Origin of the sequence: Lysinibacillus sp. KCTC 33748, from assembly GCF_002237755.1 — a bacterium.
Taxonomy (GTDB): domain Bacteria; phylum Bacillota; class Bacilli; order Bacillales_A; family Planococcaceae; genus Lysinibacillus.
In genome coordinates this window covers 56,747-69,909 of record NZ_MWSJ01000010.1, presented here as the reverse complement: position 1 = coordinate 69,909, position 13,163 = coordinate 56,747, and the positions used below count along the sequence as shown (strand labels likewise).

The 13,163-nt window shown below is 36.8% G+C and carries 14 protein-coding genes; 2 read left to right on the top strand and 12 right to left on the bottom strand.

Annotated features, from left to right (window positions below; all coding sequences use genetic code 11):
- Positions 1–75: 75 nt before the first annotated feature.
- From B1B04_RS13840 to B1B04_RS13830, 3 genes are all read right to left on the bottom strand, one after another.
- On the bottom strand, positions 76–276 hold the full coding sequence (locus B1B04_RS13840; protein WP_079562036.1) for a hypothetical protein: 201 nt from the start codon (positions 274–276) through the stop codon (positions 76–78).
- A 129-nt stretch (positions 277–405) separates the two neighbouring features.
- A complete protein-coding gene (locus tag B1B04_RS13835) occupies positions 406–747 on the bottom strand; it encodes a hypothetical protein (RefSeq protein WP_139376976.1) in 342 nt (113 codons plus the stop codon).
- A gap of 4 nt (positions 748–751) precedes the next feature.
- A complete protein-coding gene (locus tag B1B04_RS13830) occupies positions 752–1,336 on the bottom strand; it encodes a hypothetical protein (protein WP_079562034.1) in 585 nt (194 codons plus the stop codon).
- Between the two features lie 374 nt (positions 1,337–1,710).
- On the opposite strand from B1B04_RS13830, the gene B1B04_RS13825 reads away from it, so the two are divergent.
- Positions 1,711–2,256, top strand: a complete 546-nt coding sequence (locus tag B1B04_RS13825; protein ID WP_079562033.1) for a DNA topoisomerase VI subunit B family protein — start codon at positions 1,711–1,713, stop codon at positions 2,254–2,256.
- Positions 2,249–3,130, top strand: coding sequence for a hypothetical protein (locus tag B1B04_RS13820; RefSeq protein ID WP_079562032.1), 882 nt, complete (start codon positions 2,249–2,251; stop codon positions 3,128–3,130). The genes B1B04_RS13825 and B1B04_RS13820 overlap by 8 nt, the downstream gene beginning before the upstream one ends.
- Before the next feature lie 494 nt (positions 3,131–3,624).
- Here B1B04_RS13820 and B1B04_RS13815 read toward each other — a convergent pair whose 3' ends face one another.
- The 9 genes from B1B04_RS13815 to B1B04_RS13775 all read right to left on the bottom strand — a co-directional run bounded on the left by B1B04_RS13815 (position 3,625) and on the right by B1B04_RS13775 (position 12,584).
- Positions 3,625–3,768 (bottom strand): DUF3784 domain-containing protein, encoded by a 144-nt coding sequence (locus tag B1B04_RS13815; RefSeq protein ID WP_079562031.1) that lies wholly within the window; start codon positions 3,766–3,768, stop codon positions 3,625–3,627.
- Between the two features lie 12 nt (positions 3,769–3,780).
- Complete coding sequence (locus B1B04_RS13810; protein WP_079562030.1) at positions 3,781–5,064, bottom strand: alpha/beta hydrolase; 1,284 nt, start codon at positions 5,062–5,064, stop codon at positions 3,781–3,783.
- Positions 5,065–5,077: 13 nt separating this feature from the next.
- Positions 5,078–6,157, bottom strand: coding sequence for a DUF1648 domain-containing protein (locus B1B04_RS13805; protein WP_079562029.1), 1,080 nt, complete (start codon positions 6,155–6,157; stop codon positions 5,078–5,080).
- 7 nt (positions 6,158–6,164) lie between these two features.
- Complete coding sequence (locus tag B1B04_RS13800) at positions 6,165–6,542, bottom strand: GntR family transcriptional regulator (protein WP_079562028.1); 378 nt, start codon at positions 6,540–6,542, stop codon at positions 6,165–6,167.
- 485 nt (positions 6,543–7,027) lie between these two features.
- Positions 7,028–7,405, bottom strand: coding sequence for a carboxymuconolactone decarboxylase family protein (locus B1B04_RS13795; protein ID WP_079562027.1), 378 nt, complete (start codon positions 7,403–7,405; stop codon positions 7,028–7,030).
- A gap of 212 nt (positions 7,406–7,617) precedes the next feature.
- A complete protein-coding gene (argH, locus tag B1B04_RS13790; protein ID WP_079562026.1) occupies positions 7,618–8,991 on the bottom strand; it encodes an argininosuccinate lyase in 1,374 nt (457 codons plus the stop codon).
- Positions 8,992–9,077: 86 nt separating this feature from the next.
- Complete coding sequence (locus tag B1B04_RS13785; RefSeq protein WP_079562025.1) at positions 9,078–10,268, bottom strand: argininosuccinate synthase; 1,191 nt, start codon at positions 10,266–10,268, stop codon at positions 9,078–9,080.
- 604 nt (positions 10,269–10,872) lie between these two features.
- Positions 10,873–11,628 (bottom strand): SDR family NAD(P)-dependent oxidoreductase, encoded by a 756-nt coding sequence (locus B1B04_RS13780; RefSeq protein ID WP_079562024.1) that lies wholly within the window; start codon positions 11,626–11,628, stop codon positions 10,873–10,875.
- An 8-nt stretch (positions 11,629–11,636) separates the two neighbouring features.
- Positions 11,637–12,584, bottom strand: coding sequence for an MBL fold metallo-hydrolase (locus tag B1B04_RS13775; RefSeq protein ID WP_079562023.1), 948 nt, complete (start codon positions 12,582–12,584; stop codon positions 11,637–11,639).
- Positions 12,585–13,163: the final 579 nt, after the last annotated feature.

Below are 13,163 nucleotides of genomic sequence, written 5' to 3'. Positions count from 1 at the left end.
CTACCTGTAGAAAAAGAAAATGTTCATTTAGGGGGTATATTAAAACCTTAGCTTGATGGCGATGTGATGCTCCCCCTATTTGAGAAGACATATTCCTTCTTCCACTAACTTGCTCCATATGCGCTCATCTACGCCATTAAAGAAGCAAATTTCAGCACAAGTTGTTTTAATGATGCAGCTCGGCTCAGGAGAGTTTTGAGGTGAAGTTGTTGATGAGGAGTTGTCAGTGATCGGATCTAGTGTCACAGGAACAATTGTTAGTTTGGTAGTTGACATAAGGAAGCACCTCCTCTAATTGTTACATTTATCGTACCGGAGGTGCCTGGTTATTTATATGCGTTATTTGATTACGGGCTTACTTTCGATTCATGATAGAATGTCGGTTTAAACGAGGTATAAGTTTGATTATCCTTCAAACCATTGCATAGCATTTGAAGGAAACTTCTCAGTTTTAATATAAATTACATCATCATCATTTAATTCATATTTATCCCCATTTAATCGATTAGAAAATTGTGTTTTAATAAATTTATGATAAAATTTCATAGTATCAAACGTTTCTAAAGTATGTATAATTTGAACATTATCTCCATATTCCCTTTTTATACTTATAATTTTCTGCTCCAATAATAATGAGGTAGTATATGAAAACTTATACATCCCATCAGACAGCCTAAATAAAATTATATAACCACTTTTAGGTATATCACGCTTTTTCTTCTGCTCTTTACGCTCTTCTTCCTTCATCTTTTCAATTTCTTTTTTGTTTCTCTCTTTGTTCATAAGACTTAGTGTTATACTGATTAATCCATTGATCATCTACGTATTCAGTAAACGTTAAAATGTATTTAGCTAATTCAACCATTCTTTTTTTCGGCCACATTTCTGGTACTGACCAAAAATCTGATTGTTCTTTTATTGCAATGCCCTGAACCTTTTCATTTATATCAACAGGAACGAGTTCCACTTGTCCCATGTGAACCCATTCCTGTTCATAACCTGCTCTTTGATGATTTTCCATTGATTCCATTATTAAATCTGGCAGAGTCATTTCAGAACGAATTATACTGTTCAGGTCGCTATATAATGCTTGTCTATCAATCTTTCCTCCAACGCTCTTAATTTTACCTTTATCTAATAAAGTGGTTAGTATTTTTTCAATTTCATCAGGACTTTTACTAGTCGATTTACTTATTTCTAACAAATTCAGTTTTTCTTCATAAGCATTTAAAGCAATTGCCGCATTTAACACTATAAATTCGTCAGTATTTAAACCATATTTTATGTACGTTCTGGCTAACATTGTAATTAACTCTGAATCATATCCGTAAATCATTGTTACACTCCTTATATATATTTTTTTCTTCTTCCACCTAACTCCCCCACTTCAAACAACTTATAAGAGTATTAAGTAGATATAGTTCAAATATTAGCACTTACTTAGAGTTGATACAATTTAATCAAATAGTTTCTCCTACCTCTTTATAAGCAAAAGAAGCTGTTGTATAGATACATACCGCTTCATGCCTTGTCTATATACTTAGAACTCTGTTAAAACAACTTAATCAGATAAAAGTACCTACTTGGCCAAGAAGCACCCACTTCAAACGACCGGGGTGTTAAGTAGTAAGTAGTTCAAATTTACATATATCTTATTTATATGTACAATTAAAATTACAATTATATCAATTTATAGCAAGGAGAGGTTAAATGTTTTATATTGATAGTTCCAATCATTTTAATCATCTTCAATGGGATGACATTGTAAATAATCCTTTAAATTATGTTAGTGGTAACGGTAAGATAGTCATTTATATTGAAGAAAATAATCTTCATAAAAGCTTACTTAAATTAGGCTTTTTAAAAGGCTCTAATATAGATTATATTGCTCTAATTTCATTAACACTTGAATCATGCCTTGATGATATTTGGTTTAGTTTAAATGGTACAGAATGGTTTATTTCTAAAGAACCGACTTCATTGGAAGAGGCCAATGAAATTTTAAATGAACATTTCAGACACAAAAGAATTAAAGAGAATTTAATTACTGTAAAGCAAATAGAATACTTAAATGCCTTATTAAAGCAAAAGAAAAACAAATATTTAAAAGATGTACTGCAAAACGATTTTAACTTTCAAATCGAAACCTTAACTAAAGGAGCTGCAGGTTTATTAATTAATCATGCATTAAATTTAACTGCAACTGATTTAAATTCAACTTTAGAAAAATTTAAGGAGGCTTTGCTAAATGAATAAAATATATCTCGCTGGCAAAATCGTAAAAAACTGCTGGCGTCATGACATTGTTCCTAACCTACGCGAAGCTTCTTATGTTACTTCCAGCCGTGGGTACGGTATCCCAAATAGATGGGAAAAAATAAATCACTTAAAAAACACAGAGTTACCCTCTATATCAAAGAATTTAACTATAACTGGTCCGTTCTTTATGTCCAATGACCATGGCAGTTATCATAACGAAATTAGTCTTCATGCATTAGGTACAGATATCGAGCAGCCTAACTACTATAATGGAGACGACTACAGATCCACACTTAGATCAGAGCATATAAAAGACATATGTTTACACCAAGTTTCAAAATCAGATTACATATTTTGCTGGCTAGATGCTAAAGATTCAAATCCTTTTGGTACTATATTTGAATTAGGCTTTGCACGTTCTTTAAATAAGCAGATAATCTTATGTTTTAACTCGATTCATGCAATGCAAAAATATAAGGATTTATTATCAATTGCAACTCATGTATTTATTACTGATAGTCCAACTAATGGTTTCAGGTATTTAAGTTCATCATTAAAAGATAAATATTGGTCAAATTTAATAAGCAATGAAAGCATTCTAGAAAAGCTAACTGATGATTTTTTACTTTCTTTAAATAATAATCTACATGTTTTACCATCATTTGAACAAATTAATTATCAGTTAAACCTATCTTTACACAACTTTTTTGATACAATTTCAGAAATTGAAAATCTTCTAGAGAAACACAGAAAAATTGAAATTATTATTCAAGATGATTTAGATAAAGATTTAATAAATGAATTACTAGAACTACTCGAAGCTTACCCTGAGCAACTTATATTAGATACACATTCATTTTTTAATGGTTAATAGTGAAAAGATGTATGTGAGGTGGTGAACGCCCCGCTTTAAGTCTCATTAATCAGCTTTCACTCTTATGTATACGTTTCAATAACTATAGCGATAACTTGCTCAAATACAAAAGGTGAAAGGATGCCTAAAAACGAAAAGAAGTGTGTTCATGATTTGAACATACTTCTTTTCGTTGTATACTAACTTGTTTCATATGCGCATTACCTTGTTCCCGTGGGAATTTACCTTGCTTCTGGGGTATTTATCCTACTTCCGCGGGTATTTACCTTGCTTCCGCTGGTATTCACCTTGCTTCCGCTGGTATTCACCTTACTTCCGCTGGTATTCACCTTGCTTCCGCTGGTATTCACCTTGCTTCCGCTGGTATTCACCTTCCTTCCGCTGGTATTCACCTTCCTTCCGCTGGTATTCACCTTCCTTCCGCGGGTATTCACCTTCCTTCCGCGGGTATTCACCTTCCTTCCGCGGGTATTCACCTTGCTTCCGCGGACTTACCTTGCTTCCGCATATTTCTCTTTCTCGCTGTCAGACATCATATTATAGCCTGCTAGTAAAAATGCGCCTTTTCCTTGTGATAAAACAATTGCAAAGATTAGGATCAGAATAGTTATGATCAACCAAACAACGGCATACATGATGATCAGTCTCTACTTTTCATTTAGAATAAATTGCTGGATGGCTGGCAACAATTCTTTATGAAGTGATAATGTTGGGTCTGAATACGTCGCAAAATTTTTCGCGCGATCTGCTGGAGCATTTTTTAACACATGATTCATTTCGTCCATATATACAAGCTCGGCATCTGATTTTGCTTTCTTTAACGCTTCTGCATCAGTTACACCTACTTGTAAGTCGGTTGTTCCTTGGATAATTAATACTCGGCTATTCACTTTTGCTAATTCACTTGCAGGGTTATATTTTAACCATGAAATCATATACGGTTGAATGGAAGGACGGAAGAGAGACTGTAATTCTTGTGAAACGTTCTTAACTTGCTCACCTTTTTTCAACGATGCAAGAGCATTTGTTGATTCTTTTAGAAGCGCTGGTGTTAACTGAACTTTTAATTGCTCTAACAGAACTTCATCTATTGGTCTTCCAGTACCTGCTATGGAAACAAAAGATTCTACATTTGCTTTTTGTGCTGCTAGCAAACCGATCAGTGAGCCTTCGCTATGTCCAATAATATGAACATTTGAATATGCTTTATCCGCTAAAAGGGTATTAATTACTTGAACTGCGTCATCTACGTATTGGTCAAAAGTGATATCCTCTTCTTTTGTTAAAAGGGACTTGTTATCGCCAAGTCCACGTTTATCATAGCGGACAGTTGCAATACCATCTTTCGCCAACCCTTCCGCAATCATTTTTAAGCTATCATTATTACCAGCCACGGTCGAATTTCCATTCTTATCAGTTGGACCAGAGCCTGCAATAATAAGTGCAACTGGAGATGGCTCGTTGCTTGCCTTTTGAAGGGCCACTGTTAACTCACCATTTTGAACGGGAACCTTCAACGTTTCATACGTAACGGGTTGCTCTTTGAATGGTTTTAAGATAAGTGGGAATTTGCCGCCATTTTGTTGGAATATTGCGTCAATTTGCCCATCTTTTAATGTTCCATTAATTTCAACAGCCGAGCCATTTAAGTTGATTGAAACATTCACTTGATCACCATTATATTTAATGCTTTTAAATGGATGATTGGTTAATCCTTGCGCTGGTACTGATAATTTCCCGCTATCTTTCTGCAAATCAACAATAATCGGAAGTGCTCCATTTGGTATCTCAATATTACCTTCCCATTTACCTACTAGCTGTTCATTCATTTTATTGTCCCCTTTCGTCTCTTTCTCTTTTACGTTATCTTCCTTCTGAGCACATGCTGCTAATAATAAGAGTGCGCAACATAAAAAGATTAGTTTTTTCATAAAATCTCTCCCTCTATTTGAAAATGACTAACAAGATTGGTAAAAATATGACAAGTATAATGATAAAGCTCCATTTATTTGCAAAATTCGCAGTCCAACCAACACCGTATTTTTTTTGTACTAATAGTGAAGGATCATTTTTATTAAAATAAAAAATACCCCATTTCCAGTAGCGATCATCGGCTGAAGCTGTTTCGTTTGTATGTAAATCATCAAAGCGCTCATTACTTTTACTTAATTTCCAAATGAAGAGTATAAGTCCACCTAAAGAGACGATCATAAAAACAATAAAAAGAGGGAAGAAGTAAGGAGCTGTTTGATCTTCTAAAATCACTGTCGTGTAATGTAAAACAACAAGAAGAATGGTCATACTATAATTAATCACCGCTAAGTACCAGCTACCATATTTACGCTGTGCAAGCTCTCTATTGGCCGAAGCTTCTTTCGCCTGTGCGCTCAATTGTATTTTGGCACTTTTCATACCAATACTGATGATGAAAAAGCTAATTTGTGTCCCTAGTAAAATAAGCGGCATTACTATTACTGAAATCCAGGTTTTTTCAGTCCAACCGTCTACCTCACCTGCTGCATTCCAATGGGTAGCAAATACATCTGGGATGGCATTGTAATTCATGTAGGTAAAGGTAATCAATGCTAAAGTGATAATAATTGGTAATGTGAAAAATGTAGGTGAGAGCACTTCATCTCTATCTCGTATAGTTAAATCCGTCACATATACAGTTTTGACATGTGCTTCCCAATCTTCTTGTTTTTTTAGTTTTTTTGTTTTTATATGATAAGACATATAAAGAGCTGCTGATATGAGTAGCATGACATATAGCAATATAAAGGATAGTAAAACAAATTTTTCTTTCTGAATGGACGTCAATAATAGTAAAATTTGGCCTAAAAGAAATGTAGCTGCTATGCTCCCTACCAGCATGCAATAATGCTTTTTAAATAATTGTAATTGCTGATGTTGCACATAGGGCTCAGGAATTGAAACACCAAACACTGTTGTTTTTCTAGACAAAAATGGTGTTACTGTTTCCAGTACGCCTACAAAGATGAAGATGCTTATTATAAAAAGCATATTTCCCCTACTTCCATTGTTTTAAAATTCGATGAAACAAATTTGTCATCTGATCTTTTTCGAGGCCACGTGCAAATGCCTCTGCCATAATTGGCTTTAAAGCATTTTCTACTTTTTCAACTTCCGTCTCTTCCAGCTCTTTCTTTTGACCACCGATAATGAGAGCCTTTGCTTTCGGCTTTAATTCAATTAACCCTTTTTCTTCAAGTTCATGATAGCTTTTACTTACCGTACTAACATTAATCCCTAAATCTGCAGCCATTGAACGAACTGAAGGTAATGTATCACCATTTTTAAGCTCTCCCTTAGCAATCAACTCAATTAACTGATTTGCTAACTGTTTATAGAGCTGTAATTCACTGCTTGGATCTAAATGAATATTCATCTTACCGCTCCAATCTGTATCGCTTATCACCAAACAGAAATCTGTCATACTTAGAGTAAGACAGTTTTTCGAAAAAGTCAATTTTTTCTATAAAGTAAAAATTAATCTGTGGTTCTTCTTCATTACTCTGGCTTTATGACAATTATGCGAGATAAAAAAAGGACCCAGAAAAATTCTGGATCCAAGAACACTTATTTCTATTGATTTTATTTGTATCGGTTATTGCTTCTTCTTAAGATACAGCAAAACAGAATATCCTCTGCCTCACCTTTTCCTTAAGATTTTAGAAGCTCACCCTATACAGTTGTGGCGGACTTTCCTGAGATTCCTGGTCTTTGGGTGTTTGACTACTCATTCTACATCCTCCTAATCATATTAGATTAATAAGTGGTTCCGCTCTTAATATGAACCGTTTCACAGGAGTTTATTCATGTAATGCGTGCTTTTATTAAAGTGCCTTAAGATAGCGTAAAACGCCAAGAAATCTAAGCTTCTTCTTTAAAGACCTGTTGAGCTATAGTTAATGCATTTTGTACAAGCGGAAAACCTATGTAGGGCACTAATTGTAAAAGTGCTTCCACAATTTCTGTTTGAGTCAAACCTGCATGTAAACCTCGTTTAATATGTGTTTTCGTTTGTGGGGCAGCACCTTGAGTTACGACTGATGTAATGACAACAAGTGCACGTTTTTTTGCATCTAGCCCAGGGCGTGAATAAATATCCCCATAGGCAAATTCAATAATCATTTTTCGTAAATCTGGTGCGATGTCGGCTAGTGCATCCGCCTCAATCATTTTTACTGCTTCTTCCGTTGTCACATAATGCTTTATTGTTTCGAACCCCTTTGTAAAACGCTCATTCATTGAAAACACCTCCCATTATCATTTAATTACACAAAAACCCCAATTCCGCGTCTCCAGAATTGGGGATTGTCCTTCACCTATGTAAGGGGCTCTTTTACGTTTCACCCTCTGGCTCTAACGAAAAAGGAGAATGGTTTATCATAGTGCCTCACTGGACAGCTTTAATGAATATCTATGCAAAAGTCACAAGGACATGCACGCTAAAATAATTGTTAAATTAGACAAGCTTTTGCCTTTTGGATTTGGATGATTACTTGATCAAATCCTGTACCACCTAATGAATGACGACGACGAACGGCAGCTTCAGGTGCTAATACATCGTAAATATCCGCTTCGATAAGTTCACTTTCTTTTTTCATGTCTTCAAGCGGTAAATCTAATAAGTAGATGCCCTTTTGAATACATGTGAATACAAGTTTTCCAGTCACTTCATGTGCTTCACGGAAAGGCATACCTTTTGTTGCTAAATAATCTGCAAGCTCCGTAGCATTTGAGAAGTCAGAGTGTACTGCCTGCTGCAAACGCTCTGTATTGACAGTCATCGTGCGAATCATACCTTCAAAGATTTTTAGAGAACCAAGAATTGTATGGACTGTATCGAACATACCTTCTTTATCTTCCTGCATATCTTTGTTGTATGTTAACGGTGTTCCTTTAAGAACTGTTAATAAGCCCATTAAGTTCCCGTAAACACGCCCTGTTTTCCCACGAATTAACTCCGCCATATCAGGATTTTTCTTTTGTGGCATAATAGAAGAACCTGTTGAGAAGGCATCATCTAATTCGATAAATTTGAATTCATCTGTCGACCACAAAATAATTTCCTCTGCAAAACGAGATAAATGCGCCATTAATAATGATGAATTGCTTAAAAATTCAACGATAAAATCACGGTCACTTACTGCATCCATAGAATTCGCATATACCTCGCTAAAGCCTAAAAGTTCAGCGGATTTTAAGCGATCAATTGGGAAAGTTGTACCCGCCATGGCACCTGCACCTAATGGCAGAATATCAATACGTTTAAGTGACTCCGTAAAACGTTGTTTATCACGCTCTAACATCCAGAAATAGGCCATTAAGTGATGCGCAAATGAGATTGGTTGTGCACGTTGTAAATGTGTATAGCCTGGAGCAATTGTTTCCACATGCTCCTCTGCCTTTTCTAGCAATGTCTTTTGGAATGTCTCTATTAAACCGATTGCTTCCTCCACACGTTTTTTCAAGAAAATATGCATATCCGTTGCTACTTGGTCATTTCGGCTACGGCCTGTGTGAAGCTTACCACCTACAGGACCAATTAAATCAATGAGCATTTTTTCTAGGTTTAAGTGAATATCCTCATTAGCAACTGTAAATTCAAGCTCACCTGCGATTGCTTTCTCTTGTAATTGTGCAAGTCCACCGAGAATTGTCTCTACGTCAGCTGCTGATAAAATTCCTGTTGCACCAAGCATCGTAACATGTGCAACGCTGCCTTCAAGGTCTTCTAGAACAAGCTGTTGGTCAAAGCCAATCGATGCGCCGAACTCGTCCACCCATGCTTCTGCTGATTTTTGGAAACGTCCGCCCCAAAGTTTTGTCATAACAGCTCACCTTTTCCTTCATTACTTTTTGAACAGGTGCAGCACAGCACAAGTCTATACTACACCTTGCTTGTCAAAATTAAATTTTATTTATTTACAGAAGAGTTGACCACTGTTGGCAGACCCCATAGTTCGATGAAGCCTACTGCTGAAGCATGGTTGAATTGGTCTTCTTTAGAATATGTTGCTAGCTTTTCACTATAAAGTGAATTTGGAGATTTACGTCCTTCCACAATTGCATGACCTTTGTATAGCTTCACACGCACAGTTCCGTTAACAAATTTTTGTGATTCAGCTAGGAATGATTCCAGTGCTACACGTAATGGAGAGAACCATAAACCATCATAAATTAATTCAGATAATTTTTTCTCAATAACTGGTTTGAAGTGTGCTAACTCTTTTACAAGTGTTAAGTCTTCAAGCTCTTTGTGTGCCGTTAATAGCACTTTTGCTCCTGGAATTTCATATACTTCACGAGATTTAATACCAACTAATCGGTTTTCTACGTGATCGATACGCCCAACACCGTGTGCTCCAGCTACAGCATTTAGCTCTTGGATTAAATCAGCAAGCTTCATTTCCTTACCGTTTAAAGCTACTGGCTTACCAGCAACGAATTCAAGTTCTACGTATTCCGCTTCATCTGGAGCGTTTTCAACAGAAACTGTTAAACCGTATGCTTCTTCTGGTGGAGATACCCATGGATCTTCCATTACACCCGCTTCATTTGCACGGCCCCATAAGTTTTGGTCGATAGAGAATGGTGAATCTAATGTTGCAGGAATCGGTACATTATGTTTCATGGCATATTCGATTTCCTCATCACGGCTCCAGCCCCACTCACGTACAGGAGCTAATACTTCTAAATCTGGATTTAACGCTTTGATGGAAACTTCGAAACGAACTTGGTCATTCCCTTTACCTGTGCAACCATGAGCTACTGCGTCCGCACCTACTTGATTCGCAATTTCCACTAATTTTTTTGAAATTAATGGACGAGAAAGTGCCGATACTAATGGATATTTTTGTTCGTACCAAGTATGCGCTTGTAATGAAATTAATGCATATTCTTCAGCGAATTCATCTTTCGCATCTACCATATATGATTCAATTGCTCCTACTTGAAGAGCTTTATTTTTTACGAATTCAAGATCCTTACCTTCACCAACGTCAAGACAAACTGCGATAACGTCCCAACCTTGTTCTTTTAACCACGGAATTGCTACAGAAGTATCAAGACCTCCTGAATATGCTAATACTACTTTTTTATTCGCCATAAGAAATGCGCCTCCATTTAATCTATAAGATATGTATGTTTATACATCCACTTAAAAGTTTATACACGAATAGTATCATGTTATAAAAATAAAAACAAGTGTATTTTTATAAATTAATAGACTTTTATGTTTATTGTAAAAAGTGTGTCATTCCAATACTTTAAGTGCTTGTACAAACGATCAATATTTTTACTCGGAAAAACGATTTTTTACTCGCAACATGAATGTATATAGTATTAATTTCCGTTTCGGATGTGCACTTTCTTTGGGGTCGGAGCAACAGATGTTTTTTGCGCGATTGGACACCATTGCACTTAGCTAGTGGTTCGCATATCCTAACGCCCACATACAAAAAAGAGTTGTCTCAGCGCAAGAGACAACCCTTTTCTTAATGTCGAGCCGCAAAACAGAATCGCTAAAGCTCCTTTCGTTCGTTTTATAGGAATACTTTGAAGATTTATCGAAACTATTTGAGCTTTTATCGAAACAAAATCTCATTTTATCGAAACTTTTTGGGCTTTTATCGAAAAACAAGCTCTTTCTATCATGTAGAGCCATAAAGTATGTTTACAGTTTGATTAATATTATTTAATTGAGTTTTTCGTTACTTCTTATTAAAAAATGATTTACCTAAAAATTCAACGGTTGCAGGTGCCATTGCATATAGCTTACTTGTTAACCCCATGATCCGCGGTAAATTTACCTCTCGCACAGGGCGCCCGATTGTTTTTATCGTAGCTTGAGCCACTTCTTCAGCTGTTAATAAAAATCTCCCTAAAGACTCTCGATAACCACTTTCATCACTCGCCTTGTCTAAAAAAGGTGTATCGATTGGACCTGGATGTATCGCTGTGACTGTCACATTATACGGAGCTAGTTCCATGCGAAGCCCATTTGTAAAGCCAACAATCGCATGCTTAGTAGCAGCATAAACACTTGCCTTAGGTGTCGCTACCTTTCCTGCCTGCGAGCCGATGAAGATGAGCTGACCTTGCTGACGTTGTATCATAGGCGCTGCTAGACGTTTTGCTAAATACATCGGTACACTAACATTTAGCTCTACCATTTGTCTAATAGCTTCATCTGTTAATTCAGGTGCAATACCGAATTTACCTACCCCAGCAGATAAAATAGCTACATCGAGAGGCGGTAGCTGTGCACATACTTCGTCGATAGTAGCTAAATCAGTTAAATCTGCTTGGATCACGTTTGCCCCTACGCGTTCTAATGCTTTCAATGCCACTGTATTGCGGCCTGTCGCATAAACGGAATGGCCTTGTGCTACTAATAATTCTGTTATTTTCAGTCCAACACCACTTGTTGCACCGGTCACGAAGATAGTCTTTTTATTCACGCTCATGTTTACACCTACTTTCTATGAAATAAATAAATACCTTCTTCAGATTTTGTAGATGTAATCAAATTGTTGGCCTCTAAGTAATCTAAATAACCGAGCGTTTTAGACAGTGTCAGTCCAAGCTGTCGTTGAAAAACTGCTGGGTAAAAGCGCTTCGTTACTTGTACAGCAGTTAATGATTCATCACCAAATAATTCGCAAACCTTCAAAGCTTGCTGATGCTGACGTTCTAATCGTTTATCAATTAAATCAGGAATATTGTGCAACTCTGCGCCATGTCCTGTATACATTGTTTTAACTGGTAATCGTCGTAATATTTCTAGCGATTCATTATATTGTAGTAACGATTTCGTACGTCCTAATGTACGGTCTAGTGGTGGCTCAATTAACGGATTTGGTGTTATTTTTTCAAGCAATAAATCTCCACCAATTACATCGTGCGTTTTTTCATCCCAGAAGATTAAGTGACTTTGTGCGTGTCCTAAAGTTTCAATAGCCTTTAATCCAGGATGTCCTGGCACTTCATCCCCATCGTTAAGAATTTGTGTTAATGGTCGTTCACCTACAAGCTCTATTTCACGGCGGACATGTACACTCGGCTGGATATATTGTTGAGGAACACCGTGCTCAAATAAGCATTCACTGTAAAACTGCACATGGTAACGTAAAAAATCCTCGTCATGACAAAGCCATTTATCGTTATAGGCGTGCCCTAAAATTTCTGCGTTTGGAAAGGCATCCACCCAACCTGCATGATCTGGATGATGATGGGTTAACACAACCTGTTCAATATCTCGCATGTCAAAGCCCGCTGCGCGAATCCCCCATTTTAGCGCGTCATAGGCTTCCATTGTTTTTGGACCAACATCAAAAATTGTCAATGCATCGCCTTTGACAACAAATGCATTTACATCTCCTACATCATAGGGTGTTGGTATTTCTATTTTGTATGTAGACAAAAGCTGTTTCCCCCTTTATGCAACTAGTGAACACCGATTCATTCTATTTTACAAGTTTTTCTTCTTTTCGTCACCCTCCTGTTGACAGGTTGACGTCTTACCAATATAATTTTGAATAATCTAATTATTTTTATGCGTTGATGAAGCCAAGTACGTAATTGGTGAAGGTGTCTTAGAGAGTGTTACATTTGCTGAAAGTAACATCACCCACTCCCATTACCGAACCTACTTCTGAGCAGTTATGAAAACATAACCGTCTCCCTTGCGATAAAAGGGCTATGAGTTGTGCCAATTGGCAAACAAAGGTGGTACCGCGGAAACAACAGCGTTTTCGTCCTTCTTTATAAGGACGGGAGCGCTGTTTTTATCTTCATTCAGCAATTTTTTTAGTAGCGAAAGCGAAGCGACAGCTACAAATATCCAAACACCCGCTGAAATAGAGGAACTCAGTCTAAGAACGCCACGTCCTGTGGCAATTTATCTGTGCTAAAGCGAAGCGGCAGCAACACACGACTGAGTGACCAACATCTTGTTGGCCCAAAGCCTCCGGCGGATGTCACGGATTTTCAAAGGAATGAA